This is a genomic window from Bradyrhizobium barranii subsp. apii, assembly GCF_011516635.5.
Taxonomy (GTDB): Bacteria; Pseudomonadota; Alphaproteobacteria; order Rhizobiales; family Xanthobacteraceae; genus Bradyrhizobium; species Bradyrhizobium barranii.
This window is the reverse complement of the sequence record NZ_CP096255.1, coordinates 8,320,435-8,345,994: the sequence shown is the minus strand read 5'-3', so window position 1 is coordinate 8,345,994 and position 25,560 is coordinate 8,320,435. Positions and strand designations below refer to the sequence as shown.

At 65.0% G+C, this 25,560-nt stretch carries 24 protein-coding genes; 10 read left to right on the top strand and 14 right to left on the bottom strand.

What is annotated here, in order from left to right; genetic code table 11:
- Both HAP41_RS40020 and HAP41_RS40015 read left to right on the top strand, forming a co-directional pair.
- Complete coding sequence (locus tag HAP41_RS40020) at positions 1 to 813, top strand: ABC transporter permease (RefSeq protein WP_166080030.1); 813 nt, start codon at positions 1 to 3, stop codon at positions 811 to 813.
- Positions 814 to 826: 13 nt separating this feature from the next.
- Positions 827 to 1,324 carry a DUF6622 family protein gene (locus HAP41_RS40015; RefSeq protein ID WP_166080042.1) on the top strand — a complete coding sequence of 166 codons (498 nt, stop codon included), beginning with the start codon at positions 827 to 829 and terminating at the stop codon, positions 1,322 to 1,324.
- On the opposite strand, the gene HAP41_RS40010 is transcribed toward HAP41_RS40015, so the two are convergent.
- The 6 genes from HAP41_RS40010 to HAP41_RS39985 form a co-directional block, all read right to left on the bottom strand.
- Positions 1,325 to 2,317, bottom strand: coding sequence for a hypothetical protein (locus tag HAP41_RS40010; protein WP_166080044.1), 993 nt, complete (start codon positions 2,315 to 2,317; stop codon positions 1,325 to 1,327).
- Positions 2,318 to 2,528: 211 nt separating this feature from the next.
- The gene (locus tag HAP41_RS40005) at positions 2,529 to 3,395 is read right to left on the bottom strand and encodes a carbohydrate ABC transporter permease (RefSeq protein WP_028151662.1); all 867 of its coding nucleotides are present in this window, start codon (positions 3,393 to 3,395) and stop codon (positions 2,529 to 2,531) included.
- Positions 3,392 to 4,264, bottom strand: coding sequence for a carbohydrate ABC transporter permease (locus tag HAP41_RS40000; RefSeq protein WP_063981138.1), 873 nt, complete (start codon positions 4,262 to 4,264; stop codon positions 3,392 to 3,394). The genes HAP41_RS40005 and HAP41_RS40000 overlap by 4 nt, the downstream gene beginning before the upstream one ends.
- 97 nt (positions 4,265 to 4,361) lie before the next feature.
- Positions 4,362 to 5,747 (bottom strand): ABC transporter substrate-binding protein, encoded by a 1,386-nt coding sequence (locus HAP41_RS39995; RefSeq protein WP_028151660.1) that lies wholly within the window; start codon positions 5,745 to 5,747, stop codon positions 4,362 to 4,364.
- 193 nt (positions 5,748 to 5,940) lie between these two features.
- Positions 5,941 to 7,596, bottom strand: a complete 1,656-nt coding sequence (locus tag HAP41_RS39990) for a WG repeat-containing protein (protein WP_166080089.1) — start codon at positions 7,594 to 7,596, stop codon at positions 5,941 to 5,943.
- 355 nt (positions 7,597 to 7,951) lie between these two features.
- Positions 7,952 to 9,841 (bottom strand): AsmA family protein, encoded by a 1,890-nt coding sequence (locus tag HAP41_RS39985; RefSeq protein ID WP_166105499.1) that lies wholly within the window; start codon positions 9,839 to 9,841, stop codon positions 7,952 to 7,954.
- Positions 9,842 to 10,112: 271 nt separating this feature from the next.
- Between HAP41_RS39985 and HAP41_RS39980 the strand changes: the two genes are divergently transcribed.
- The 3 genes from HAP41_RS39980 to HAP41_RS39970 are packed head-to-tail and all read left to right on the top strand — an operon-like array spanning position 10,113 to position 12,145.
- Complete coding sequence (locus HAP41_RS39980; protein WP_028151658.1) at positions 10,113 to 10,820, top strand: CoA transferase subunit A; 708 nt, start codon at positions 10,113 to 10,115, stop codon at positions 10,818 to 10,820.
- Between the two features lie 16 nt (positions 10,821 to 10,836).
- Positions 10,837 to 11,487, top strand: a complete 651-nt coding sequence (locus HAP41_RS39975; RefSeq protein ID WP_011089829.1) for a 3-oxoacid CoA-transferase subunit B — start codon at positions 10,837 to 10,839, stop codon at positions 11,485 to 11,487.
- A gap of 22 nt (positions 11,488 to 11,509) precedes the next feature.
- The gene (locus tag HAP41_RS39970; protein ID WP_166080115.1) at positions 11,510 to 12,145 is read left to right on the top strand and encodes a GNAT family N-acetyltransferase; all 636 of its coding nucleotides are present in this window, start codon (positions 11,510 to 11,512) and stop codon (positions 12,143 to 12,145) included.
- A gap of 163 nt (positions 12,146 to 12,308) precedes the next feature.
- On the opposite strand, the gene HAP41_RS39965 is transcribed toward HAP41_RS39970, so the two are convergent.
- The 3 genes from HAP41_RS39965 to HAP41_RS39955 form a co-directional block, all read right to left on the bottom strand.
- The gene (locus HAP41_RS39965; protein ID WP_166080120.1) at positions 12,309 to 13,187 is read right to left on the bottom strand and encodes a formylglycine-generating enzyme family protein; all 879 of its coding nucleotides are present in this window, start codon (positions 13,185 to 13,187) and stop codon (positions 12,309 to 12,311) included.
- A 52-nt stretch (positions 13,188 to 13,239) separates the two neighbouring features.
- Positions 13,240 to 14,337, bottom strand: coding sequence for a copper-containing nitrite reductase (gene nirK, locus HAP41_RS39960; RefSeq protein ID WP_063986094.1), 1,098 nt, complete (start codon positions 14,335 to 14,337; stop codon positions 13,240 to 13,242).
- 202 nt (positions 14,338 to 14,539) lie between these two features.
- Positions 14,540 to 14,773 (bottom strand): hypothetical protein, encoded by a 234-nt coding sequence (locus HAP41_RS39955; RefSeq protein ID WP_224580610.1) that lies wholly within the window; start codon positions 14,771 to 14,773, stop codon positions 14,540 to 14,542.
- A gap of 159 nt (positions 14,774 to 14,932) precedes the next feature.
- Here HAP41_RS39955 and hemN point away from each other — a divergent pair, with 159 nt between their 5' ends.
- Positions 14,933 to 16,285 carry an oxygen-independent coproporphyrinogen III oxidase gene (gene hemN / locus HAP41_RS39950; RefSeq protein ID WP_166080134.1) on the top strand — a complete coding sequence of 451 codons (1,353 nt, stop codon included), beginning with the start codon at positions 14,933 to 14,935 and terminating at the stop codon, positions 16,283 to 16,285.
- A gap of 339 nt (positions 16,286 to 16,624) precedes the next feature.
- Entirely contained in the window at positions 16,625 to 16,822 is a 198-nt protein-coding gene (locus HAP41_RS39945) for a DUF1858 domain-containing protein (RefSeq protein WP_014492467.1), read from the top strand.
- Between the two features lie 86 nt (positions 16,823 to 16,908).
- Here the strand turns inward: HAP41_RS39945 and HAP41_RS39940 are convergent, their stop codons facing one another.
- A complete protein-coding gene (locus HAP41_RS39940; protein ID WP_038954878.1) occupies positions 16,909 to 17,619 on the bottom strand; it encodes a Crp/Fnr family transcriptional regulator in 711 nt (236 codons plus the stop codon).
- Between the two features lie 141 nt (positions 17,620 to 17,760).
- Here HAP41_RS39940 and HAP41_RS39935 point away from each other — a divergent pair, with 141 nt between their 5' ends.
- Positions 17,761 to 18,972, top strand: coding sequence for an NnrS family protein (locus HAP41_RS39935; protein WP_166080154.1), 1,212 nt, complete (start codon positions 17,761 to 17,763; stop codon positions 18,970 to 18,972).
- A 2-nt stretch (positions 18,973 to 18,974) separates the two neighbouring features.
- Here HAP41_RS39935 and HAP41_RS39930 read toward each other — a convergent pair whose 3' ends face one another.
- Positions 18,975 to 20,012: an AraC family transcriptional regulator gene (locus tag HAP41_RS39930; RefSeq protein WP_166080159.1), complete on the bottom strand. Its 1,038-nt coding sequence runs from the start codon at positions 20,010 to 20,012 to the stop codon at positions 18,975 to 18,977.
- A 202-nt stretch (positions 20,013 to 20,214) separates the two neighbouring features.
- Between HAP41_RS39930 and HAP41_RS39925 the strand changes: the two genes are divergently transcribed.
- Together HAP41_RS39925 and HAP41_RS39920 are read left to right on the top strand one after the other, a co-directional pair.
- The gene (locus tag HAP41_RS39925) at positions 20,215 to 20,835 is read left to right on the top strand and encodes a response regulator transcription factor (protein ID WP_071917156.1); all 621 of its coding nucleotides are present in this window, start codon (positions 20,215 to 20,217) and stop codon (positions 20,833 to 20,835) included.
- 185 nt (positions 20,836 to 21,020) lie between these two features.
- Positions 21,021 to 22,697: a mucoidy inhibitor MuiA family protein gene (locus HAP41_RS39920; protein WP_166080181.1), complete on the top strand. Its 1,677-nt coding sequence runs from the start codon at positions 21,021 to 21,023 to the stop codon at positions 22,695 to 22,697.
- Positions 22,698 to 22,771: 74 nt separating this feature from the next.
- Here the strand turns inward: HAP41_RS39920 and HAP41_RS39915 are convergent, their stop codons facing one another.
- Genes HAP41_RS39915 through HAP41_RS39905 form a run of 3 tightly spaced genes read right to left on the bottom strand, consistent with a single transcriptional unit; the run spans position 22,772 to position 25,445 of the window.
- Complete coding sequence (locus HAP41_RS39915; protein ID WP_166080188.1) at positions 22,772 to 23,587, bottom strand: heme ABC transporter ATP-binding protein; 816 nt, start codon at positions 23,585 to 23,587, stop codon at positions 22,772 to 22,774.
- Complete coding sequence (locus tag HAP41_RS39910; protein WP_166080196.1) at positions 23,584 to 24,678, bottom strand: FecCD family ABC transporter permease; 1,095 nt, start codon at positions 24,676 to 24,678, stop codon at positions 23,584 to 23,586. The genes HAP41_RS39915 and HAP41_RS39910 overlap by 4 nt, the downstream gene beginning before the upstream one ends.
- Positions 24,675 to 25,445 (bottom strand): heme/hemin ABC transporter substrate-binding protein, encoded by a 771-nt coding sequence (locus HAP41_RS39905; protein WP_224580611.1) that lies wholly within the window; start codon positions 25,443 to 25,445, stop codon positions 24,675 to 24,677. Before HAP41_RS39905 ends, HAP41_RS39910 begins: the two co-directional genes overlap by 4 nt.
- Positions 25,446 to 25,560: the final 115 nt, after the last annotated feature.

Below are 25,560 nucleotides of genomic sequence, written 5' to 3'. Positions count from 1 at the left end.
ATGCGCAAGGTCTCCCGCCTGTCCCGCTTCAACATCGCCTCGCTCGCATTGGGTCTGGCGTTCCTCTATCTGCCGATCCTCATCCTCGTCATCTACTCCTTCAATGCCTCGCGGCTGGTCACGGTGTGGGGCGGCTGGTCGCTGCGCTGGTACCACGAGTTCTTCAATGACCGCGCCATGATCGAGGCGGCCTGGATGAGCCTGCGGGTCGCGGTCTCCTCAGCGACCATCGCCACGCTGCTCGGCACGCTCGCAGCCGTTGCGCTGTCGCGCGGCGAGCGCTTTCGCGGGCGCACGCTGTTCTCGGGCATGCTCTACGCGCCGCTGGTGATGCCGGAGGTGATCACCGGATTGTCGCTGCTGCTGCTGTTCGTCGCGCTCAACGCCGAGCGCGGCTTCTGGACGGTGACGATCGCCCACACCACGCTGACGATGTGCTTCGTCGCGGTGGTCGTGCAGTCCCGCCTCGGCTCGCTCGACCGTTCGCTGGAGGAGGCGGCGATGGATCTCGGCTGCAACCCGGCTCGCGCCTTCGTCGCCGTGACGCTGCCGCTGATCGCGCCCGCGATCGTGGCGGGCTGGATGCTGGCCTTCACGCTGTCGCTCGATGATCTCGTGATCGCGAGCTTCACCACCGGCCCCGGCTCGGCGACGCTGCCGATCCGGATCTACTCGGAGGTGCGGCTTGGCGTGAAGCCCGAGATCAACGCGATCTGCACGCTGGTGATCGCCCTGATCGCGGTGGTCATCGTCATCGCCTCGCTTGCCTCGAAACTCTCGAGCTCGCAGGGCGAGAGCGCGGCGCCGCTGTAGGCGAGGAGCAATCATGACATTCGCCTACCAGATCCTGATCCATACGCCGGTCTGGGTCTGGATGCTGCTCGCCTTTCTGATGTGGCAGGGCGTTCAGGCGATGCGTCCGTGCAGGACGCCGATCTGGCGCGCGCTAATCGTGCCGGTCTTATTCATCGTCTGGGGGATTTCGCGGCTCGGCTTCGGCCACCAAGACAGCGTTTGGCCGCTGGTCGCATGGATCGCGGCCGCGCTCGCGCTGCTGCCGCTTGGCGTGCTGACGCCGCGCCCGTTCGACGTCGATCACGCGACCGGGCGGATCATCCGTCCGGGCAGTCCATTTGGTCTGGTCCGCAACCTGATTGTCTTCGCCGCGCAATATGCGGTCGGCGTGATCTCGGCGATCGATGCGGGCGACCGCGCGCTGGCGATCGTCGCCGGCCGCGCCATCTCGGGCGCGACCGCCGGCTACTTCATCGGCTCGACGATCGCCCTGCTGGTCGCGTATCGACGCAAGAGCGCGGAGAGATGATCAGCGTGACCGGGTTGCGCGTTTCGCGGCCTTGGTGCCTGTAGAACGCGACCGCGTCGCGGAGGCCGCGATGGGCCCCGCGTATCGCGCGCGCACCACGCCCTGCATCGCGGCACCGAACTGCCGCAGCGCGAGGCTGTCGAGCGGAAACTCGAGCAGGATGTGAATCAGGCTCAGCGCCAGCAGGAAGGTGAAGCCGAAAGCGTAGTCGTAGAAGTACAGCGCGGTGGAGGCGGGGCTTGCAGCGGCCATCGCCGCCAGCCGCGCCTTGGGCACCTCAGTCCAGCGGATGACGTCGGCTTTGATGAACCAGTTGAGGTAGTGGTAGGTGTAGACAAAAGCGAGCAGGCTCGTCAGCCGGGCGTCGAGGACGAGGCCGGGGACTCCGAACAGCCGGCCCAGCGCCGGACCGACATTGCCGAAATAGTCCTGCCCGACCCGGGCAAAGCTCGAGATCCGGATTTCGGCCGTTGGCGGCAGCAACAGGATCGTGGCGACCGCAAGCACATAGACGACCACCAGCGCAGCCTGCACGCGGCTGCCCGACCGGTGCGCGCCGAGCACCATGAAGACCAGCGTGAACAGCGAGACGTGGATCAGGGTCGGGATCAGGGTGCCGATGACCGCAAGCGACGATCCGCTCGAATACATGATCGCGGACAGGGCGATCGCCACCATGAACAGCAGCATGCTCTCGATTGCGGAGGTCGTGGCTGCCAGCATGGCGCAGACGACCAGCGCGCCCCACATCGCAAGGCCGAACCACGAGGCGTTGTCGATCAGCGCCGCGATCACGGCGATGATCGCGAGGACCGCCGCGATCCCGCGGTGGGGCAGATAATAGCTGCGATCGTGCAGCCACGAGATCTCGGTGAAGTAGTGCGCCGGGCCGAGCACGACATAGGCCAGCAGCAGCAGTTCGAACGGCACCAGATAGGACGCCGCGAACGCCAGCAGCATCAGGCCGAGATGGATCGCGTCGTTGCCGCGCATGGTGACGTGCCCCGTGACAGGGCTGCGAGGTTAGAGCAGGTGTGAACAACCCGCAATTGTCCACGTCGTCGCTCGAACGCCCTGCTTGCGGCGACGCGATGCGTCCCGGAGCGTTTTCGAGCGAAGTGGACACCGGTTCGCGTAAAGAAAACGCGTCAAAGCAAGAATCGAGAGCCCCGTTCCGATTCCATCGGAACGAGGCTCTCGATTGTCAGGACTTCACCGCGCCTGCCGTGAGCCCGCCCACCATGTAGCGGCGGAAGGCGTAATAGACCGCGGCCGGCGGCAGCGCGTAGATGAAGCCGGTGGTCATCAACAGCTCCCAGGGCGAATCGTCGGCAGCGAGGAAGTTGCCGAGCGCGACGGGGAGGGTGATCTCGCGGTCGTTGGACAGCAGCAGGAACGCATAGAGATATTCGTTCCAGGCGAGCAGCACCGCATAGGTGCCGATCGCGACCAGCGAGGGCATCATCAGCGGCAGGTAGACCAGGCGGAAGATCTGGAGCGTCGTGGCGCCGTCCATCACCGCGGCTTCGTCCAGCTCGACCGGCAGCTTGTCGGAGGCCTGCTTGAGCACCCAGATCGCGTAGGGGCTCGCGATCGTCACCATGGCCAGGATCAGCGACCAGTGATTGTTGAGCAGGCCGTAATTGCCCATGGTGCGGTACATCGGCACGGCGAGGAACGCCGCGGGGATGAAATAGGTGAAGAGCGCGAGGTTCAACACGGTGCGGCCGCCCGGCACCTTCAATCGCGAGATCGCGAACGCCGCGGCAGTGGCGATGAACAGCGTCAGCACGCCGACAGAGACCGCGATCACCGTCGAGTTCCAGAACTGGATGTAGAAGTCGCGCAGGAAGTAGTGCTGCTGTTTGAACACTATCTCGAAGTTGTGGAGCGTCGGATGATCCGGCCACAGCTTGCCCGAGAACGCGTCCTCCTTCGGGGAGATCGCGAACAGGAACATGTGGTAGATCGGAATCATCGTCCACAGGAAGACGGGAATACCGATCAGCAGCAGCCGCGCTTCGATCGCGACGTCGCGCCAGGAAAATTCGCTTACGCCGGGAAGCTTCATCGCGACAACCGTTTCATCATAAAGTACACGAGCGGCAGGACGAACGGCATCGCGCAGACGATGGAGGCCATCGCGAGCGAGAGCTGGTCGAGCCGGAGATAGCGGATACCGAGCGTCGCCAGCACGTGCGTGAGGTCAGCCGGGCCACCGCCGGTGAGCAGATAGACGCTGTTGAAATCGCCGAGCGTCCAGATCATCGAGAGCAGTGTGCAGGTGATGTAGAGCGTCTGCATCGACGGCCAGGTGATGTAGCGGAATTTCTGCCACCAGCTCGCACCATCGACCTCGGCGGCCTCGAACAGATCGTGCGCGATCGCAAGGCGTCCGGTGATCAGGATCAGCGTCCAGAACGGCAGTGATTTCCAGATGTGCACGCCGATCGCCATGCTCAGCGCCACGGTCGGGTCGTTCAGCCAGTTCGGGCCGTCATCGCCGGTGAGGGAGAAGATGAGGTGGTTGACCACGCCCCATTCGGGATTGAACATGAAGCGCACCGACAGGATGGTCGGGATCGACGGCACCGCCCAGGGCAGGATGAAGATCACCGAGAGCCATTTGATCCAGGTGCGCTGCTGCGCGAAGAAGCCGGACAGGAACAACGCGATCAGCATCTTGATGTTGATGCCGATGACCAGGAAGATCAGCGTGTTGACCGCGGCGCGCGCGAAGATCGGATCGTGAAACAGCGCGACATAATTCGACGGGGCCCGCGCCAGCCACAGCCCGTAGCAGACGGGATAGACGACGAAGGCGAGGAAAACGAGCAGATAGGGCGCGAGCAGCACGATGCCCCAGACCTGCGCCGGGGTCAGCCGCGACGACAAGGGCGGAGCGGGCATCGACTGATCGCCAGAGAGCGTAATCGCCATTCTTCAGGACTCTTTGAAAGGACTTCCGGCCGCACGAGGCGGCCGGTGTTAGCGTTTCGCCTCTCCCCGCGCCAGCGGGGAGAGGAAGAAAGAAGATTTAGCCTGCAACCTGCTTGATGCGGACGATCAGCTCGTCGACGGCCTTGTCGACCGGGACCTTTTCGCTGACGACCCGGTTCATCGCCTTGGCCCAGACGTTCTCGTTGTTGAGGATCGTGAACTTCCAGTTCTTGGTGAAGTCGAACGCGGCAGTGCCGCCGGTGAACTGGGCGTAGACCGCCTTGCGATGCTTGTCGGCCTGCCAGAACGGGCTGGCCTGGCTTTCCTTGGTCACCGGGAACCAGCGGCCGAGCGCGCCCTCGATATAGGGGCGAACATTTTCTTCCTGGAGCAGGAAGCTGATGAACTGCTTGGCCTCGGCCTTGTTCTTGGCCGCGGTGAACACCAGCCCGGTCTTGACGTCGGAGCGGTAGCGGATGGTCGAACCGTCGGGCGCCTTCGGGAAGGACGCCGTGACGATGTCCTGCTCATAGGCCTTCTTGCCGGCGTCGCGCTGCTCCTGCGTGAGCGCCTGGTTCTGCGAGTCCTCGAACCACTTCGCCGCGATCGAGATCGTGAAGTTGTGGGTCATCACGATGGTCTTGTTGTGGAAGGCGACGTTGTTATCGGGGTCCTTCCAGGTTGTGGAAGAGGGCGGCGTGCAGCCCTTGATATAGGTGTCGGTGTAATCCTTCAGCGCGCTGATCAGATTCTCGCGCACCTTGGGATCGTCGACCAGGAGCTTGCCGTCGTCGTCGACCAGCTTGACGTGGTAGGCGTCCATGAAGGTGTAGAACGACTGGAAGGCGTCGGTGGATTCAACGCCCATCGGCTGGCCGACGCCGTAGATGCGCTGGCCGGTGGCTTTACGGATACCCGGCTGCACCTTGTCGCACCAGAACGTCCAGTAGCCCGCCCAGTCGGTCGGGATGTCGCTCAGCTTGAAGCCGGCCTTCTCCAGCATGTCGTTCCAGATCTCGACATGCATGCTCTGCTGCTTCAGCGGGAAGCCGTAATAGGCCTTCTTCTTGGTGACGTCGTTATAGAGGATCGACGCGTCCAGCGTGTTCTGCACGAACCGGCCCTTGATCGGCTCCATGACGTCCGTGAGGTCCTCGAGCTTGCCCTCATAGGCCCACTTGCCCTGCGCCTGCACGTCGTAGGAATCGGAATAGGCGACATCGGGCACGGTGCCGGCATCGAGCGCGGCCACCGTCTTCGGAATCATGTCCTGGATCGCGTACTGCGACAATTCGACCTTGATGCCGGTCTTGGCTTCGAACTTCTTGATCGTCTCGATCAGCGCGTCGTCTTCGGACCGATAGAAGCCCTTGCCCCACCAGACCGTGATCGTTTTCTGCTGCGCAAAGGCGGGTGCAGTGGCCGCAAAAAGCCCAACCGCAGCGACCGCCAATGAAACTGCGCCAATAACCTTGGATCTCACGTTTTTCTCCCTCAAACGGCCGGTGTTTTTAACCGGTCGTATAAAACACTAGCGCATGGCCGTCAGCCGATCTAGCGGCATCTTGTCAGACATAGGTCGTGGGGTGTCGGGCCAGCGGAGATGCTTAATCCGCGCATCGATCCAATCGCCGCATCAATTCGGCCGGATCAATTCGCATGAGGGGCTCAGGGCCTCAGAGCTGACACGCAAATACGCCGAACTGTCTTTTCAGCGGGTCCGACGGCTGGCATTGAAGGCCTTCGATCGGCTGTCCCCTGCGATCGATTGGACACCAGGCTTCACCGGTTCTGGCCCAATTGATGCCGCGATCGAAGAACGTGGGCGCGTCATATCTTGCCTCGATTGCCAGCGTCCCCTCCACGTCGGCAAAGCCCCAGCGCTCACCCGATTGCGCCGGGACCAGGCCGTCCTGGAGCCGAATGCCGATCCGCCCATCCCGTGGCTTGATCAACCATGAACCGTGGGCATCGAGGATGCCGCGTCTGCCATCCTCGAATGCCATGGCCATATCAGGGCGGATGTGGCAGATGCGTTCAAAACGCTGCGTGGTGATCCACGCACCAGTCGAGGCATCGATGATGCCGTTCCTGTCACCCGCTCGCGCCAGAACCGAACCGTTCGGCAATCCGGGCGAGATCGCGTCGAAAATGGGCTCGACGGCCCAGGTGGCATCAGCTCGCAATAATCCGAACTTGTTACCAAGACCGGCGACGGCAAGAGAGTTGTAGAAGGGGCCGGCACGATCAAACCGCTGCGACGTCATCGGCGTGAGATCGGCTGACGCATAGGCAAATTTATCGCCGATCTTGAGGATATAAGGTCCGTCGCAGGTCACGGGCCTTGATAGCTCACCTTCCTGCGGTTCGATCGGCCTACCATCCTCGTCGAGAATCCGCGGCTTCTTGTCGATCTCACCGACAATACGCCCGTTGGCGCATCGTCCGAATGCAAGGTCGAACGAGGGCGGGACAACGACCTTGGCGTCTTCATCGAGAAGGCCGTGCTTCTTCTCGTTCTGAATGTCCCAGGACCCTTTCGTGGTCTCCTTCAAAAATATGCTCTCGTACTGGGGCTGGACGACCCATTCGCCGGAACGATTTATCAGGCCCGATCTCCCCTTCAGGCGGGCAGGCGTAAATCTGGCGTCGCGTGAAAATTGATGGACGCTCTCAAATTTTGGCTCGATCTTGAAGCGTCCCGAGCGATCGATGAAACCCCAGCGGTCATTGATCTTTGCGGAGGCCATCCCGTCGACGAACGAACCAAGATGCTGGAATTTTGGTTCGAGCTCCCAGCTCCCGTCGGGACGTATCGCGCCCCATCCGGATTCGACCCTTGCCAGCATGAGCGCTGAACTGTCGGTGTCATACGGCAGGATCGCGTCGAGAGAGGGCGGAACAAGCCAGGCGCCGGAGCGGTCCACGAGACCCCATTTGCCTGCCGCCGCGATCGTCCTGCTGTCTGCGATCGCGCCGAACAGTTCAAAAATCCCGTGGATGAATTGCTCCGTGCCCGCAATGCCTTCCGATGTGGTCCGTCTCTCGGTGGCAAAGAAGACCCTCTCGGTGAAGGGAACGACGTAGCCGAACTTGGGCTCAAGCGCCGTCTTACCGTCCAAGTCGATCAGGCCGGACCGTCCGCCGACGTCGATCTGCGCAAATCCGCGAGAGAAGCGATCTGCGATCGGATATTGCGGCTTTGCGATCACGCGACCGCTTGTGTCGACATAGCCGTAGCGGCCGTTCGATCGCACCAGCGCGCGGCCTTCATGGAAGGTATCGACCCAATCATATTCGGGCGGCACCGCAAGCGTACCGTCGCGGTTCACCGCGCCGCACAGGCCGTGAGGGAATCCGCACGAGGGCAGTGGAAACGAAGGGGGTGAGCCGAAGCCATTCGTGCCTTGGTTCGCACGAGCCACAGCGGCGTCGAAAATGACTTTCCCGGCGGGCAGGAGTGGAGCGGGGGGCCGATCACCGGCGTTCGGCTGCGAAACGTTCTGCGCGTTCACCATGGTCGTGAAGGCGAGAGCCGCGACGATCGCGGCCACCCGGCATCTTCCAAAACTTCCCATTGGGCGATGTCTCATCCTGCCTCAACCTCAGGTATGAAATCATCGTGGCGAAATACGGACGCTTCTCATGCTTTGGTGGAGACGTCCCGCGTAGCCGATCCGCTCCGGGCTAATTCGACTTCGCGTTTTCCTTGGCGTTCTCGGCCGTCGGCGAATCTGTCGGCGCAGGGTGCTTCTCGCCGGTGATGCGCCGCTTCAGGAGGTCCAGGAAGGGGGACGCCGCAGGCGACTGGCGGATCAGGCTTTCGGGGTCGGGGAAGATCAGCGGATCGTCCCAGGGACCCTGCACCATGAAGGGCAACTGAAAGCCGGACGTCGTGTTGAGGCTCGCCACGCCCTTCATGTCGTATTCGCGCGTCGGCACCGAGGCAGTGCCCGTCAGCGTGATCTTCGCAGCCGGCCCCTCGATGCGGATGTCCTCGGCGGTGGCGATCCCATCGGAGAATTTCACCGCGACGGTGAGGGTGTCATAAGGGGTCGAGCCGTTGCGGAAATTGCCGCCACCCGACAGCGGCCGCCGCTCCAGCCGCTTCAGGAGCTGCTCGGCGTTGAAGCCCGAGATCGCACCGTCGTGCCCGGTCACGGTGGCAGTGCCGTCGAGCGACTGCACGAGGCCGAACGGGCTGGAGCCGGAGGCCAGCAGCGAGACGTTGATGTTGCCGCGGCCGGACAGCTTGTTGAGGCCGAACAATTCGGAGGCGCAGGCCTGGAGATCGACATCGGTGAACTGGAATTGCGCCTTGACGTCGGCGACGGTGTCGGAGCGCGCGATCCCGAACGAGCCCTTGGCGATGCCGCCATAGACCTGAGCTTCGCCGACCGAGAGCGCCAGCGTGCCGTTGCGCAGATTGGCGCCGATCGCGGTGCGGCCGAGCTTCGACGTCCCGACTGTCAGCCTTGCTGCCGACAGGCGCATGTCGAGGTCGGTGGTCGGAAGCCCGTTGAGATCGAACAGCTGCCTGTTCCAGTCGCGGGCGCCGCTGGCGAGCAGGCGGAAGGTCGAGATATAGGGTGTGAAGTCGAGCGCGTCGGCGGCAAGCGTCGCTTGCAGCGTCTGCCGGCCGTTATTGGCGTAGGTCATCACGCCCTCGGCGGTGTTGCCGTCGAGCTCGACATTGACGTTGGTGAGCGCGATCGAGGCGCCGACGACATTGGCGCGCGCCTTCAGCGCAAAGCGGCCGAAGCCGCCGCTGCCGGGCTGCGGCTGACCGGTCCAGCGCAGCGCGTTGCGCAAGGACGGGCTGTCGATGGTGAGCGTGCCTTCCATCATCGGGCTGGTGCGGTTGGCGACGCTGCCGTCGAAGGCAAGCTTGAGCGGGGCGCTGGCGATCCGCGCCTTCAGCCCGGAGCGGTCGCCGGAGAGGGCGGCGACGAAATCGGCGAAGCTGATCGAGCCGTCGACGCGCTCGCCGCGCCAGTCGAATTGTCCGGTCGCGGCGAAGGATCGCGAGATCGAGGGCCAGGCCAGCGACAGGTCGATGTCCTCGAACTTCTCGGCGGCGTGGGTGGTGGCGTCCTCGTAATTGAGCACACCGTCCTGGATCCTGATCTCGGAGAACGACACCTGGTTCTCGGCGCCCGGCTTCATGGTGCGCGCAATGGTCTGGATGAAGGGCGTCCAGTTGCTTTCGCCATCCTGCTTCAGGCTGACATGGATGCGCGGCCGCAGCAGGGTCAGGTCGGCGATCTCGAACCGCTGCAGCAGCAGCGGCAGCAGCCGGAGATTGGCGGTGAGCACGTCGACATGGAGCGCGGGATCGCTGGTGCCGCCGCCCTTCAGGCCGACGTCATGGAAGGAAATGTAGCTCGCCGGCAGCAGCGAAATGTCGCTGCTGCCTGCCACGCTGAGCTCGAGCCCGGTGACGTCGCGGATCTGCGTTTCCACCGCCTTGCGCAGCGCGTCGCGGTTGATGAGCCAGGAGGTCGCGATCAGGGCGATCAGCGCGAGGCCGAGCAGCGCCGCGATCGGCGTCCCGAGGCGCTTCATTCCTTGGGCCATGGTCAATGGCATGTCCTGATCGGGTTGGTCGCGGGAGCCAGAAGGGCGGACCGGAAACCTGCGTGCCCACGCCCAACCCCCGCAACTTGATGGGTTTTCTTGTCGCTTTCAAGGCCGCGGACGGTTCTGCCCACGGCGTGGGCAGCTTCTATCACCGGAGGGCGGAACGGAGAACCCCGTATCATTGACGGCTTTGGAGGATTTCGCCTAATAATCGCCGCCAATGAGGCGCGACGCCTGCCAGCCGAAGGTTCACCCGAAGGTTATTTGCATGAACAAGGTCTATCCCGACGCCAAGTCGGCTCTCGAAGGCGTTCTGAAAGACAATATGATGATCATGTCGGGCGGCTTCGGCCTCTGCGGCATCGCCGAGGAGCTGTCGGACGCGATCCGCGAGTCCGGGGTCAAGGGCCTGACGGTCGTCTCCAACAATGCCGGCGTCGACGGCATCGGCCTCAGCCGCCTGCTCGAAACCCGCCAGATCAAGAAGATGATCTCGTCCTATGTCGGCGAGAACAAGCTGTTCGCCCAGCAATTCCTGGCCGGCGAGCTGGAACTCGAATTCAATCCGCAGGGCACGCTGGCCGAGCGCATCCGCGCCGGCGGCGCCGGTATCCCGGCCTTCTACACCAAGACCGGTGTCGGCACGCTGATCGCCGAAGGCAAGGAAGTGAAGGAGTTCGATGGCGAGAAGTACCTGATGGAGCGCGGCCTGTTCGCCGACCTCGCCATCGTGCACGCCTGGAAGGGCGACACCGCCGGCAACCTCATCTACCGCAAGACCGCGCGTAACTTTAATCCGATGATGGCGACCGCCGCCAAGATCACGGTCGCCGAGGTCGAGCATCTGGTTCCGGCCGGTGAACTCAATCCCGACCACATCCACACGCCCGGCATCTTCGTGAAGCGCATCGTCGAGGTCGGCACGGCCAAGAAGCGCATCGAATTCCGCAACACCCGCCCGCGCACCGCCGCTTAAGCGTCAGGAGACTTACATGGCCTGGACCCGTGAACAGATGGCTGCGCGCGCCGCCAAGGAACTGCGCGACGGCTACTACGTCAATCTCGGCATCGGCATCCCGACGCTGGTCTCGAACTTCATCCCCGACGGCGTCGATGTCAGCCTCCAGAGCGAGAACGGCATGCTCGGCATGGGCCCGTTCCCCTATGAGGACGAGGTGGATGCCGACCTCATCAATGCCGGCAAGCAGACCGTGAGCGAGCTGCCGTCGACCTCGTATTTCTCGAGCGCGGATTCTTTCGGGATGATCCGCGGCGGCCACATGGACCTGTCGATCCTTGGCGCCATGCAGGTGGCCCAGAACGGCGATCTCGCCAACTGGATGATCCCCGGCAAGATGGTCAAGGGCATGGGCGGCGCGATGGATCTCGTCGCCGGCGTCAAGCGCGTCGTCGTCGTGATGGAGCACTCGGCCAAGGACGGCTCGAAGCTGCTGAAGAAGTGCAATCTGCCGCTGACCGGCGAGCGCGTGGTCGACATGGTCGTCACCGATCTCGCGGTCTTCACCATCGACAAGCACGGCGACGGCGGCATGGCGCTGATCGAGCTCGCCGACGGCGTCTCGCTCGACGAGGTCAAGGCCAAGACCGAAGCCGAATTCCGCGTCGCGCTGAAGAACACGTAAGGTCGTCGCAACGGGGGCGCGCATGACGATACGGTCTGCGCGTCCCGAAGACGCCGATTTCATCGCACAAACCATCCTGTCGTCGCAGCGCGGCTATCGGCCGCGCGGCTGGTTCGACGTCTCGCTCGGCTGGCCCCAGGCACAGTGCCGCGATTTCATCGCGCGCATCACGACCGCACACGCGGTGTCGATGTGGCATGTCTCGCAATTCCTGATCGCCGAGATCGATGGCAAGCCTGCTGCCGCGTTGTGCGCACTGCCGGCGGCCGGCACGGGACCTGCGGCCTGGCGTGCCATCGAGGAGGTCGGTGCCGCGACCGGGCTGGCCGCGCCGGAGCTGGAAGCCATCCGTCGCCGCGGCACCTACACGCGCGCCTGCTGGGTTCAGGGCGGCGAGGGCGACTGGATGATCGAGCACGTCGCGACCGATCCCGCCTATGGCGGTCGCGGCCTCGTGCAGGCGTTGCTTGCGCACGCACTGGATAAGGGACGAGCGGCCGGATTTGCCCGCGCGACGATATCGTTCCTGATCGGCAATCAGCCGGCCGAACGCGCCTACGCCAAGGCAGGATTTGTCTTCGTCGAAGAGAAGCGCGATCCCGCGTTCGAGGCGATCATCGGCGCGCCCGGATTTCGCATGTTTGCGCGAACGATTTGAGCACACTTGGTCTTCGCATTTGACATTGTCATGCCCCGCGACGGCGGGGCATCCAGTACGCTGCGGCTTCTCGGTTCTATCACTGCCGTCTCGGAATACTGGATCGCCCGATCAAGTCGGGCGATGACATCGAGGGTGTGACATGTGCGCGCGGGCTACGCGATCACGACCTTGCCGCCCACACCTTGCCCCACCGCGCCGACACGCTTGCGACCCATGACGGCTCCTCGCGCACCAGGCGGAAGCCGAGATTGGCGGGCGGCACGCCCTGTGCGCAGCCACCGGCGCGAGCGTCGCGGATGAAGTCGGTGACGTAGGTGCGGTGCGCACCCTCGGCGACGCGCACGCCGCAATTTACAGTCGCACGGCCGGCATTGCCGGCTGCGTCGATCCGCGAGCGCACGAAGCAGGTCGAGGTCCATTCCCAGACATTGCCGGCGAGATCTTCGATTCCATGCTCGTTCGCACCGAACTTGCCGAACGGATAGGCCGTTGTGTCGGAGAGGTCGCGCTCGGATTCACGCTCGTAACGTCTGAGCCAGCGCTTTGAAGGATCGTCTGCGTCCACAGGCGCACCGTCGTCCCTGAACCGGGAGCCGGCCGCAAAGGCCCATTCCGCGTCGCTCGGCAGGCGATAGGTGTGGCCGGTCTTGCGCGACAGCCAGCCCGCATAGGCCTGCGCATCGTGCCAGCTCACCTGGACCGCGGGACGATCGGACGCAATCGCGACGCCGCGATCGAGCGCGCGGCACGCGCCATCCTGCACGCAAAGCTGATAGTCGGATGACGAGACCTGGTGCCGCATGATGTGCAGCGGCCGGTTGAAGCGCATTGCGCGCAGCGGCACTTCGGCCTGCAGCCCCGCGCGGGTGAAATCGCCGGCCTCGCGATAGGAGAGACCGCCCGGCGCGACCCTGACGATCGCAGGCTCCGTCGCCGTACCATGCACCGCCATGTCCGAGACCAGCGGCGCCACAGCGATCGGCCCTGCGAGCCCTGCGGCGCAGGCGAGCAGCAGTTTCAGCTTGAATGCGATCAGCATGGTCGTCCCCCGAAGAAGGAAGGGGCCGGCGATGACCGGCCCCCTGTCACGTCTAGTTGGTGTTGGGAGCCGGTATCTCCGCGGGCGCCTTCACCTGGGTCATCAGATCGTCGTTCCACTTGCCTTCGACCTTGAAGTGCGCGGTGGCGCCGAGGTCGGCTGCCTCGATCAGATTATGCGTGACATAGGCGTAGATGCCGGGCTGCAGGAACTTGTAGAGCGCAGCTCCCGCCGAGCCGCCGCGGATGAACCAGGTCTCGAGGCCCGTCTCAGGCGCGTTGGAGAATTTTCCGGTCTCCCAGACATAATCGCCATGGCCGCCGATCAGGTGCGGACGGCTGTCGCGATTGGCCTGCGAATGCACGATCAGCACGTTCTCGCCGACCTTGGCCGTCAGCGCGTTCTTGCCGGTGAGCGCGCCGACCTTGCCGTTGAACACGACGTGGGAGGGGATCAGCTTCTTCATCACCTCTTCGGTCTCGGTGAAGGCTTCGCCCGGCGAATCATAGGACTTGAAGTTGCCCTTCTCGTCGCGCGGCACATACATGTCCTGCTCGCCGACATAGTAGACCTTGTCGTATTTCAGCGCGTGGCCCTTGCCGTCGTTCAGTCCGTCGCGCGGCAGCACCATCACCGCGCCGTTCATGCCGGAGACGACATGCCAGGGGATCATCGGGCCGCCCGGGGCGCAGTGATAGACGAACACGCCGGTCCGCGTTGCCTTCCAGCGCAGCACGACCTGCTCGCCGGGATTGACCAGCGTGAGCTCAGCGCCGCCGAGGGCGCCGGTCGCGGAGTGGAAGTCGATGTTGTGCGGCATGGTGTTGGTCGCGGGATTGACCAGCGTCACCTCGACATAGTCGCCTTCATGCACGACCATCAGCGGACCCGGCATCGAGCCGTTGAAGGTCATGGCCTGGAACGTGGTGCCCTTGTCGTCGATGACGACCTTCTTCTCCTCGATGTTGAGCTTGAACTCGACGATCTTGGGCCCCTGCGTCGTCGCTTGCTCGTGCGCGTGCACGAAGGGCGGGGCGACCAGCTCGACCTTCTGCCGCGGCAGCTTGAGGTCGCCGGCGGCGAACGTGGGTGTCGCGAGCATCAGGGCGGTCGCGGCGGCGCTGATCAATGCGGCTCTGCGGGTGAACATCGGAAGCATCCTTCATCTGAAAGGGTTTTGATGACGGATGCAGTCTGCGCCTGTTACGGCAAGAGTGTTTGCGCTGCGACAAGCTTTTGCCGAATTCGCCTCCGGTAAAATCCTTAGGAGGTTTACCGAAGCGCGTATCGGCAGTGCGAAGCGCACGACGTCGCGTGGCGTCAGTTGCGCCAGCGGCAAATCGTTCGCATGTTCAGCTATGCGCGATTGTGAATCTATGGTTGTCGATCAGAGAAGCTGGATCGCAATCCAGACCGTGCCCCAGACCGCGAGCGACAGCGCGGCAAAGATGGATCGCCAGCACCCGCACGAGATAACCTGCGCCGACGGAGGGTGCCGCGGGGGCGGGACGAAAATCGTCGAAGCGCGGGATATGACCGCGAACGCCGGTGAGCCAGAGAACGAGATCGAGCGCGAGCGACGCCATGGCCTATCTCCAGTGAGTCATGATTGAACGTGATCTTGGCTCCGATCCGGCGCTCGGACTTTGAGCGAGCGCAAGGTGGTCCGCCCGAAAACGGGTCATCCAATGCCATCCGGGATTTGCCGCGCCACCGCGCGGCATCGATTTACGAATGGGTAAGATATGAGGACCGATCTCGCAGCGAGCTACGGCGAAGAGAGATTGCCGCGGTACACGAGCTATCCGACCGCGCCGCATTTCTCGCCGGCGGTCGGCCCGGATACTTATGCCGAATGGCTCGCCGGACTCCCGGCAGGCGCCAGCGCGTCACTCTATCTGCACGTGCCGTTCTGCCGCGAGATGTGCTGGTACTGCGGCTGCCATACCCAGATCGTCCGCCGCGACGGGCTGATCGCCGCCTATCAGCGAACGCTGCGCAGCGAGATCGCGCAGGTGTCTGAGACCATCGGCCGCCGCATCAAAGTCGAGCACATCCATTTCGGCGGCGGCACGCCGACCATCATGGCGCCGGAGGCTTTTGCCGAGTTGATGGCGGCGATGCGCCATTCGTTCTTCGTGCTGCCCTCGGCCGAGATCGCGGTCGAGATCGACCCGCGCACGCTGACATCGGAGATGGTGGAGGCCATGCGGCTCTCCGGCGTCAACCGCGCCAGCCTGGGCGTGCAGAGCTTCGATCCAGTCGTGCAGCGCGCGATCAATCGCGTGCAGAGCTATGAGCAGACGGCTTCCGTCGTCGAGAGGCTGCATCGCGCCGGCATCAACGGGATCAACTTCGACCTCATCTACGGGCTGCCGCACCAGACCGTCGCGTCCTGCCTGGACACCGTTCGGCGCAGCCTCGAACTCGGGCCCGATCGTTTCTCGGTGTTCGGCTATGCGCATGTGCCTGATTTCAAGAAGCACCAGCGCATGATCAACGAGGCCGTGCTGCCCGACGGCCTCGCGCGTCATGACCAGGCATGCGCGATCGCCAATGCGCTGAAGGAGGCCGGCTACGTGCAGATCGGGCTCGACCATTTCGCGCGCCCCGACGACGCCATGGCCGTGGCCTTCGAGGACCGGACGCTGCGGCGCAATTTCCAAGGCTACACCACCGACAAGGGCGAAGTCCTGCTCGGGTTCGGCGCGAGCGCGATCGGACATCTGCCGCAGGGCTATGTGCAGAACCAGGTGCAGATCGGCGCCTACGCGCAGAGCGTCGCCGCCGGCCGCCTCGCCACCGCGAAGGGCTACGGGCTCACCGACGACGACCGGCTCCGCGCCGACATCATCGAGCGCATCATGTGCGAGTTCGGCGCCGATCTCGGCGACATCTGTGCGCGCCATGGCGCGGAACCCGAGGCGATGCTGCAATCGGCCGCGCGCCTGAAGCCGTTGATCTCGGACGGCATCGTCAGGCTCGATGGCGACCGTCTCGCGGTCGCAAGCGACTCGCGCTTCCTGGTCCGCAGCGTCGCCGCGGCGTTCGACGCGCATCTGGATCCGGGCAAGCAGTTGCACAGCAGGGCGGTGTAACTCACCTCGCGCCGCCTACGGCAGGGACTTTTGCGTATGAGCTTGGCGGGGTCCGAGCGAGCGCCTCGTCCTTCGAGACGACCGCTTCGCGGTCTCCTCGGGATGAGGCCGAGCGGCAGCTTTGCCTGTCGAAATAGTAACCACGTACTCCGTCCTCATCCTGAGGGCCCGCCGGAGGCGGGCGTCTCGAAGGATGGCCGCGGGCGAGCTTCCCGCCACGTTTTCTCATATGCGATAGCCCTGCCGCTTGCGGGGAGAGGGAGAAGCAACCACCAGCTTGCGCTTCAACAAAGAAGCTCGGAGCCCCTCCGCTATCGTCACTTCGGAACGGAGTTGTCCATGCCCTTCCGATCCGACGATCTGGTCGATGACATCATGCGTGCGGCACCGCACACGATCCGCGTGTTCCTCGCCTTCAGGATGGCTTGCGTCGGCTGTCCGATCGCGACCTTCCATACCGTGGAAGACGCCTGCCGCGAGCATGGCATCGATCGCGACAAATTCCTCGCTGCGCTGTGCGAATGCGTGCCGGCGTGAGGCGGGTTGGAGTTCGCACGGGTCGCGTGCGGATTCCCGGGTGAGGGCGGGCTTGCGCCGTAAGCGGAAGCGCCCTCACCCCTATCTTACGCAGAATTGCCGTCCGCCGTACGCTCCGCCAGCACGACGATCTTGTGCGGATCGCGCAGGATGATGCGCTGGCGGCCGCTCTCGACGAGGCCCTGGCTCTCCCAGCCGCTCAGGATGCGGCTGACGGTGTGCAACGTGGTGCCCGTCATCTGCGCGATGTCCTGTCGGCTGATCGGGAAGTCGATCTCGATGCCGTGGTCGAGCTTCTTGCCGGACTGTTTTGCGAGCCGCAGCAGCGCATGTGCGACGCGCTGCTCGACCTGCTGGGTCGACATTTCCAGGATGCGGGTGTGGCTCTCCTGCAGCCGCGCGCCGACGGTTTGCAGCGTGTTGGCGGCGATTGCCGGAAACCGCTCGATCAGCCGCGGCCAGGCCGAATTCGGCCAGATCAGCACCACGCTGTCGTCGACCGCCATCGCAGTCGCCGGATAGTGCGCGGCTCCAATCGCCATCGCGAGCCCGAAGGTCTCGCCGGGGGCGACATAGCGCACCACGATCTGCTCGCCGGTCGGGGTGGTCTTGGCCGCGCGGACATGGCCGTGCAGCAGCAGGAAGAAGGATTGCGCGTCAGCGCCCTGTTCGAAAATGGCGGCGTTCCTGGGGTACCGCGCCGAGCGGGCCTCGCGCAGGATTTCCTCGAGGTCCTCCGGCTTGACGCCGGAAAACAGCGGCAAATGCGCAACCAGCGATGTGTCGACCTTGGCCATTCTGCCTCCTTGGCGCTCGGGAGTGTGATGGCACCTGTATTCGTCAGGCAGTTTGCGATAGCGCAAAACGGGCCGGCCGGACGGCAGTATTTTTCCAAATGACGATCCAGGTGACCGTCCGAATTCACAGGAGTTGCCCCCATGGCTGGCGCCCGATCCCGTAACTTTGAGGGCTGGCCGCTGTTTGCGAACAGCTTTCGGCCGTTTTTTCTGCTCGCCGCGATCCAGGCGGGGCTTTCTGTCCTGGCGTGGCTGCCGATGTTCTACAGCGAATTGTCGGTCAGTTCCGCGTTCGCGCCGCGCGACTGGCACGTCCACGAAATGCTCTATGGCTTCCTGCCGGCGGTGATCACGGGATTCCTGTTCACGGCGATTCCGAACTGGACCGGGCGGCTGCCGATCCAGGGGGCGTCGCTGGGCGCGCTGCTGGTGGTGTGGCTGGCCGGACGTTTTGCAGTGACCCTGTCCGCCGATATCGGTTGGGCGTTCGCACTCGTTGTCGATGCCGCCTTCCTGGCATTGGTCGTTGCTGCGGCCACGCGCGAAATCATCGCGGGCGGCAATTGGCGCAATCTGCCGGTGGTGGTGCTCGTGCTGGTGCTGCTCGCCGGTAACGTCGCCTTCCATCTCGAAGCGCACTTCGAGGGCGCAGCCGATGTCAGCATCCGCGTCGGCATCGGCGTGGTCGTGCTGCTGATCTCGCTGATCGGCGGCCGCATCATCCCGAGCTTCACCCGCAACTGGCTGGTCAAGTTCAATCCCGGCCGCTTGCCGGTGCCGTTCGGGCGCTTCGACGGCGCAGTGATCGGATTGAGCGCGCTCGCGCTGATCGCATGGATCGTGGCGCCGCTGAACACGGTCTCCGGCGCGGTGATGGCACTGGTCGGCGGGCTGCATCTGGTCCGGCTTGCACGCTGGGCTGGCGACCGCACCACGCGCGAGCGGCTGCTGCTGATCCTGCATGTCGGTTACGTCTTCGTGCCGCTGGGCTTCCTGCTGCATGCCCTGGCGGTCTTCGGCGCGCTGCCGCCGAGCGCGGGCATTCACGCCTGGATGGCTGGCGCGGCCGGAACCATGACGCTTGCGGTGATGACGCGCGCGAGCCTCGGGCATACCGGACAGGCGTTGACGGCCTCGCCCGCGACGCAGGGGATTTACGCTGCGATCATCGTCGCGGCGCTGGCGCGGGTCGCTGCCGTGGTGTTGCCTGCGCATGGCGATGTCCTGCTGCACATCGCCGCCTGCGGATGGGTCGTCGCGTTCCTCGGCTTTGCGATTGCGTTCGGGCCGCTGCTCGCCGGCAGCCCCCGGCGCGCCCTTGCCATCACGGGCGTGCCCACTCCGGCACGCTGAGCCTAGGCCGCGGACGCCGAGGGAACGCCGGCGGGCTTGGCCAGCGGCCGCACGCCCTTGCGCCATGCGGTGATGGTGCAGCCGAAGCGGCCACGGAACCAGCGCGCCATCGCGCTCTGCGCGGAGAAGCCGAGCTGGGTGGCGATATCGGCCAGCGGCCGGCCGGGGTCGTCGATCAGCTGGGTCACGAGATCGGCGCGCTGCGCGTCGAGGATCGCCGAGAAGCTGGTGCCCGATGCGGCGAGGTGCCGATGGATGGTGCGGCGGGTGCAGGCGAGATGCTCGGCCACGCGCTCGACCGTGCAGTCGCCGCTTGCGAGCAGGATGCGTACCACCTCGTCGACCTTCTCCTCCCAGCTTGCCGGCCGCGTCTCGATCGCCTCGATCCGCTTGCGCAGATAGCTCGCGATCAGCGGATGCGCGCTCGGGATCCGCCGCTCCATGTCATGCGCCGACAACAGGATCGCATCGTCATCGGCATTGAAGGTGACGCGGCAACCGAAGAAGTCGCGGTAGCGCTTGCGGTCGTGTGGCGGCGGATAATGCAGATGCACCTCGAGCGGCCGCCAATCGCTGCTGAACAGCGACTGGATGATGCGGTGGATGCTGCCGAGCGCCATGTCGATCGACTGGCGCGGCGCGGTCGGCTGCCGGCCGCGCAGATGCAGCGTGACGGTCACGGTCTGCTTGTTGCGGGTGACGTCCAGCTTCATGCCGTCGTGATGGACGTGGATGAAGCGCGAGAACGCTTCGATGGCCTCACTGACGGTCGCCTGTTCACGCACGATCAGGCCGACCGCGCCGAAATTGGTCAGCCCGCCGCGCTCGGCGAGCCGCAAGCCGAAATCTTCGGCACCCGACGCCTCTGCCGACAATTCGAGCAGCCGGCGCAGGCTGGTCACGGCAATGGGGGTATCGGGCTTATCGAGCACGGCCAGCGGCAGCCTGACCTTGCGCATCATCTGTTTGGGGTCGAGTCCGACCGACCGGGCGACATCCGGGTAGTAGCTCAAGCCTGCGCTGCGCATGAGGTCGGTCATGCGACCCGTTCCTGTCAGCCATTCCCGCAGATGTCCCGAAATGTAAAGTTTCTGTCCCGATCCGTCAAATCCGGGAACAGGATGGAACATACATAAGGGAAACCGAAGCACGGGCGTGAATGCCGTGCGTATGACGGCGCAGCGCGACGATGCCCCGCTGCCGTCTCGGGCCATTTGACCAAGACATTGCTGGATCGGGATGATGCCGGGGAACATGCTTTCCAAGGGTGAGGTATTCGTCATTGAAACTGACGCAGCCTCCCGCGAACAACTTTCAATGGCGCTTCAACAGAGCGCCTATGACGTGATCTGCTTTGCCGACGGCGCGTCGCTGCTGTCGGAAGCCAAGGCGCGGATGCCGGCCTGCGTGCTGCTGGAGATGCCGCCGGATCGTTCCGCCCTCGACGTGCTCAAGCGCCTGCGCGAGGAGAACTGCATGGCGCCGGTTCTGGTGACCTCGGCGAACGGCAGCATCGCCATGGCGGTCGACGCGATCAAGAGCGGCGCGGCCGACTTCATCGAGAAGCCGTTCCGCACCCACGACGTCGTCGGCCGGATCGATGCCGCCATCGACGAGTTCGCGCAGCCGGGTTCAAACCGGCAACGCTGGCTGCCCGGCTGCGAGCCCCTGACCGGGCGCGAAGTCGATGTGCTCGAGCACCTTGCTGCCGGCCTGACCAACAAGGAGATCGCCCGGCGCATACATCTGAGTGCGCGGACGGTCGAAGGCTACCGCGCAGGCATCCTGAAGAAGGCCGGCGCCCGCAACGTGACCGATCTGCTCCGCCGCATCTTCGGCCAGGGTTCGCCCACCCCGGTTTAAGGACCTGAGTTTAACGGCTTCGCCGCGAGTCGACGACACGTTCCGCGGCCTTGGTGCGGCCGCGGCGGCGCCCCACGGAAACCCCAATCGAACCAGTTCCTTCCCTGCCGCGTCCAACCATGTTGGCGAGGCATTTGATCGTACGCGTCCGGCTGGCGGCGCGGCGATACGGCAGGAGGGACTTTATGCGCATCACCGCAAGATGTTTGGCAACAACGAGCCTGGTTCTGGTGACCATGGCGGCCGCGTCGCCATCGTGGGCCGCCGATGTGGACGCCACATCGGCCATCGACACCGTCACGGTCTATCCCGACGGCGCCACCGTCACCCGTATCATCGCGCTGGACCTCGCCTCCGGCGACAGCACGCTGGTCGCCAAGGACTTTCCGCTCTCGCTCGATCCGTCCTCCCTGCGTGTCGAGGGCGAGGCGGGCGCAAAACTCACCATCGGTACCATCGACGCGCGGCCGCCGCGCGCGGCGCTCCCCGTCAACCTGCCCGAGCTCGACAAGCGCATCGAAGCGTTGAAGGATCAGCGCGCCGATCTGCAAGGCGATATCGACGCGGCCAACGCCCGGCGCAAATTCGCGCAGCACTTTGCGGAGGCTTCTCCCGCCGGCCTTGGCGAGAAGGGCGAGGCTCGGCCGATCACCGAATGGCGCGCGGCCTTTACCGCGGTCGCCGAGGAGATCGCGACCGCCGATACCGCGATCCGCGACGCCGCGCGAAAGCAGCGCGAGATCGATCGCCAGCTCGCGCAATTGGAAGCGGAGCGTTCGGCCAAGCCGCCGAGCAAGCTCGAGGTTCGCATCGATGTCGCCGCCGCCGCCGCGACCAAGGCGACGTTGCGGGTGACTTATGCAGTCCGCAATGCGCGCTGGCTGCCGCTGTATGACGCCCGGCTCGACACTGGTGCCAAGGACCGCAAGCCGCAGCTCGAGCTGGTTCGCCGCGCCGAGGTGACACAGTCGACCGGCGAAGACTGGTCGAATGTCAGCCTCGGTGTTTCCACCGTTCGCGTCAGCCGCGGCGGTAGCGCACCGGAGCTGAATTCGCTGGTGGTGAGGTATCCGCAACTGCCGAAGCCGCTGGCATTGGGCACGGCGTCGGACATGGCGATGCCCGCGCAGCCGATGACGCGGCAGGCGCAATCTCCGGCGATGGCGAAAGCTGCGGAGCCCGAGCTGCGTGAGCGCGCGGACGAGCAGCAGGCCAACGCCGAGATCGGCGATTTCCAGGCCGTGTATCAGATCAGCGGCCACGTCAGTCTCGGTGCCAATGAGGGCGCCAAGAGCCTGCTCATCTCCTCCATGACGGTGACGCCTGACCTCGCCATCCGCGCCGCCCCGGTCGCGGATCCCACCGCTTACCTCGAGGCGTCATTCAAGCTTGCCGAGGATACCAATCTGCTGCCCGGCAAGGTCGCGATCTTCCGCGACGGCACGTTCGTCGGTCGCAGCAAATTCTCGACCGCCGCGCGGAACGACGCGATCCGGCTCGGCTTCGGCGCCGACGACAAGATCAAGATCGAGCGCACCGTCATCAGGCAGAACGAAGGCACGGCCGGCGTGATCGCGTCCTCCAAGACCGACACGCGTTCGTTCCGCACCGTCGTTCGCAACGGGCACGACTTCCCGATCCGCATCGCGATCGAGGATCAGCTTCCGGTCAGCGAGAACGAGGATATTGGCGTCGAGATGCTGTCCTCGACCACGCCGCCCACGACCACCAATCTGCGCGACAAGCGCGGCGTGCTGGAATGGGCGTTCGACGCAAAACCCGGCGAGATCAAGGAGATCAAGTTCGCCTGGCGCATCCGCTGGCCCAAGGACAAGATCACGGTGATCGTGCCGGCGGGGTAATGCGCCCGATCTGAACCGAGGCGGGGCGCCGTCCTTCTTACCTCGCCCCGCAAGCGGGGAGAGGGAGTGCATCTTCACCGCGGCGGCAGTTCGGCTCGCGCCGCCGCGCGCATCGATTGCGGCAACACGTAAGGCACGCCGTCGTCGGCCTGATGGACGACGGCGTCGATTTCGAAGATGTCGCGAATGGTCTCGCGCGTGACGATTTCCGCGCGCGGGCCGTCGGCGGCGAGCCTGCCGCCGTTCAGGACGATGAGCCGGTCGGCGAAGCGGATCGCGAGGTTGAGGTCGTGCAGGATCGCGATGACAGCGGTGCCGCCTGTGGCGCGGCGGCGCGCGGCTTCGACGAGGTCGATCTGGTGGCGCAGGTCGAGGCTCGATGTCGGCTCGTCCAGCAGCAGGAGCCCCGGCCCATGCTCGGCCTCGCCGCAGGCGAGCTGCACCAGCACGCGGGCGAAATGGGTGCGCTGCTGCTCGCCGCCCGATAGCGTCGGCAATTGCCGTTCGCGGAAATGTGCGAGGCCAACCTCGTCCAGCGCGGCGTCGACGAGCGACACGGCATCGCGCAGGCTGCGGTCGCCCGCGCCCATCAGCACGATCTCCTCGACCGTGAAGGGGAAGGTGACGTTGATGTGCTGGGACAGCATCGCGCGGCGCGCGGCAAGCTCGCGCGGCGTATAACTGCTTATGTCGCGCTGCTTCAGGTGCACCTCGCCCTCGCTCGGGCGGAGATCGCCGGAGAGCAGCCGCAGCAGCGTCGACTTGCCGGCGCCGTTCGGGCCGATGATCGCGACCATCTCGCCTGCTTCAACCGATAGGCCGACACCATCGAGCAGCGTGGCGCGGCCGGCGCGCTTGCTTAAGCGTCGCGCCTCGATCACGGCGCTCATAGCGAGGCGAGCCCGCGCTGGCGCAGCAGGATGCCGAGGAAGACCGGCGCGCCGACCGCTGCCGTCAAGATGCCGATCGGCATCTCCGCGGGCGCCACGATGGTGCGCGCCAGCGTGTCGGCGCCGACCATCAGGATCGCGCCGAGCAGCACCGAGGCCGGCAGCAGCAGGCGATGCGCAGGTCCAATAACGAGACGGAGCAGATGCGGCACGACGATGCCGACGAAGCCGATGACGCCGCTGATCGACACCGCGACCCCGGTCATGGCGGAGACCATGACGATCGAGATCCGCTTGAGGCGCTCGACGTCGACGCCGCCGTGAAACGCGTCGGCCTCGCCGAGCACCAGCAGGTCGAGGCCGCGGGCAATATACGCGCAGGCGCCGAGCCCGATGATGAGGATCGGCGCGAGCACCGCGGCCTTGGTCCAGGTCGCGCCGCTCATCGAGCCCAGCAGCCAGAAAGTAATGTCGCGAAGCTGGCGGTCGTCGGCGATGAACACCAGCAGCCCGATGCCGGCATTGGTGATGGCGGTGATGGCGACGCCGGCGAGCAGGAAGATCGCGATCGAGGTCCGCCCCGCGCGGCTGGAGATGCCGTAAAGGATCGCGGTGGTGACCAGCGATCCCGCGAAGGCCGCGAGCGGCAACAGCTCGGTCTGAAGGAAGCGCAATGTCTCGCCGAAGCGCGAATCGGTGAAGACGATCGCGCTTGCGGCCGCCAGCGCGCCGCCGCTGGAGACGCCGACCAGCGCGGGATCGGCGAGCGGGTTGCGAAACAGTCCTTGCATGATGGCGCCGGCTGCGGCGAGCAAGCCGCCGACCATCGCGGTCGCCGCGATCCGGGGAATGCGGATCGACCACAACACGAGCTGGTCGCGCGCCGTCATGGCGTCGGCGGTGGTGTTGCCTGCGAGACCGAGCGCAGCAGGCAGCCGGGAGAGGGGAATGCCGGCCGCGCCCACGGTCAGCGCGACGATGGCGGTGGCCGCGAGGATCGCCAGGAGCAGGGGAATGGCAATCGACGTAAATCGCCGTCCTGCGCCCGCACGTCGCGGGCTCCGCGAGTCCGTCCCGATCGCCACGCTCATTGCCGGCAATTCACCGCCGACAGAGCCGACGTGAAGGCGCCGCCCTCGGCCAATGCCGGATAGAGCTTGACGGAGAGATCACGGGCCGCCGCGGCCGTGCGCGGGCCGAAGCCGAGCAGATAGAGCCCGTCCATCGTGATAAAACTCTTGTTGGCCGCGACCGGCGTCAAGGCGAAGCCGGGATGGGTGTAGACCGCGTCGGCCTGGAGTGAATCCTTGCCGCGCTCGATCGACAGCACCACGTCGGGTTTTGCGGCCACGATCGCCTCGTCGCCGATGTTCTTGTAGCCGTCGTAATCCTCGACCGCGTTTGTGGCGCCCGCGAGCTGGATGATCTCGTCGGCGGCGGTCTTGTGACCGGCGACCATCGCCCGTCCGTTCAGGAGCGACATCACGAACATCACGCGGACCGGCTTCATGACCTTGGCACGCAGTGCGCGCAGCTGCGCAAGATCCGTAGCCACTGCGGTGCTCAGGCATTCGGCGCGAGCATCGACGCCCATGGCATGGCCGACCAGCTTGATCTTCTCGATCAGGCCTTCCTCCGAGAAGGTCTCGGGCACCAGCACCAGCGGCACCTTCGCCGTCTCCAGGAGGTCCATGGTCTCGCGCGGGCCCGATCCCTGGATCGCCAGGATCAGGGTCGGGTTGAGGCCCAGCACACCCTCGGCCGAAATCTGGCGCATGTAGCCGACATTGGGTTTGTCGTGCAGCGCGGCCGCCGGATAGAGGCTCGTGGTGTCGACGAGGGTGCGACAAAATGTCATTGCAGGTTACTTCGTCAGGATCAGCTTGTTCTGCGAGGTCAGGCGAAGGCTAGGCGTCCTCGCCATGCGCGATGATGATCTCGCGCTCCGCCGCAAACAGCTCGCGGCTGTCGAT

Bases quoted from the DNA above. Each gene is read 5' to 3' on its own strand.
- HAP41_RS40005 (WP_028151662.1), bottom strand. From the start codon at position 3,395: ATGAAGCTTCCCGGCGTAAGCGAATTTTCCTGGCGCGACGTCGCGATC.
- HAP41_RS39920 (WP_166080181.1), top strand. From the start codon at position 21,021: ATGCGCATCACCGCAAGATGTTTGGCAACAACGAGCCTGGTTCTGGTG.
- HAP41_RS39930 (WP_166080159.1), bottom strand. From the start codon at position 20,012: ATGACCGACCTCATGCGCAGCGCAGGCTTGAGCTACTACCCGGATGTC.
- HAP41_RS40020 (WP_166080030.1), top strand. From the start codon at position 1: ATGCGCAAGGTCTCCCGCCTGTCCCGCTTCAACATCGCCTCGCTCGCA.
- HAP41_RS39985 (WP_166105499.1), bottom strand. From the start codon at position 9,841: ATGGCCCAAGGAATGAAGCGCCTCGGGACGCCGATCGCGGCGCTGCTC.
- HAP41_RS39980 (WP_028151658.1), top strand. From the start codon at position 10,113: ATGAACAAGGTCTATCCCGACGCCAAGTCGGCTCTCGAAGGCGTTCTG.
- HAP41_RS39945 (WP_014492467.1), top strand. From the start codon at position 16,625: ATGCCCTTCCGATCCGACGATCTGGTCGATGACATCATGCGTGCGGCA.
- HAP41_RS39935 (WP_166080154.1), top strand. From the start codon at position 17,761: ATGGCTGGCGCCCGATCCCGTAACTTTGAGGGCTGGCCGCTGTTTGCG.
- HAP41_RS39940 (WP_038954878.1), bottom strand. From the start codon at position 17,619: ATGGCCAAGGTCGACACATCGCTGGTTGCGCATTTGCCGCTGTTTTCC.
- hemN (WP_166080134.1), top strand. From the start codon at position 14,933: ATGAGGACCGATCTCGCAGCGAGCTACGGCGAAGAGAGATTGCCGCGG.
- HAP41_RS40015 (WP_166080042.1), top strand. From the start codon at position 827: ATGACATTCGCCTACCAGATCCTGATCCATACGCCGGTCTGGGTCTGG.
- HAP41_RS39975 (WP_011089829.1), top strand. From the start codon at position 10,837: ATGGCCTGGACCCGTGAACAGATGGCTGCGCGCGCCGCCAAGGAACTG.
- HAP41_RS40010 (WP_166080044.1), bottom strand. From the start codon at position 2,317: ATGCGCGGCAACGACGCGATCCATCTCGGCCTGATGCTGCTGGCGTTC.
- nirK (WP_063986094.1), bottom strand. From the start codon at position 14,337: ATGTTCACCCGCAGAGCCGCATTGATCAGCGCCGCCGCGACCGCCCTG.
- HAP41_RS39905 (WP_224580611.1), bottom strand. From the start codon at position 25,445: ATGACATTTTGTCGCACCCTCGTCGACACCACGAGCCTCTATCCGGCG.
- HAP41_RS39915 (WP_166080188.1), bottom strand. From the start codon at position 23,587: ATGAGCGCCGTGATCGAGGCGCGACGCTTAAGCAAGCGCGCCGGCCGC.
- HAP41_RS39955 (WP_224580610.1), bottom strand. From the start codon at position 14,773: ATGGCGTCGCTCGCGCTCGATCTCGTTCTCTGGCTCACCGGCGTTCGC.
- HAP41_RS39910 (WP_166080196.1), bottom strand. From the start codon at position 24,678: ATGAGCGTGGCGATCGGGACGGACTCGCGGAGCCCGCGACGTGCGGGC.
- HAP41_RS39965 (WP_166080120.1), bottom strand. From the start codon at position 13,187: ATGCTGATCGCATTCAAGCTGAAACTGCTGCTCGCCTGCGCCGCAGGG.
- HAP41_RS40000 (WP_063981138.1), bottom strand. From the start codon at position 4,264: ATGGCGATTACGCTCTCTGGCGATCAGTCGATGCCCGCTCCGCCCTTG.
- HAP41_RS39925 (WP_071917156.1), top strand. From the start codon at position 20,215: ATGCCGGGGAACATGCTTTCCAAGGGTGAGGTATTCGTCATTGAAACT.
- HAP41_RS39970 (WP_166080115.1), top strand. From the start codon at position 11,510: ATGACGATACGGTCTGCGCGTCCCGAAGACGCCGATTTCATCGCACAA.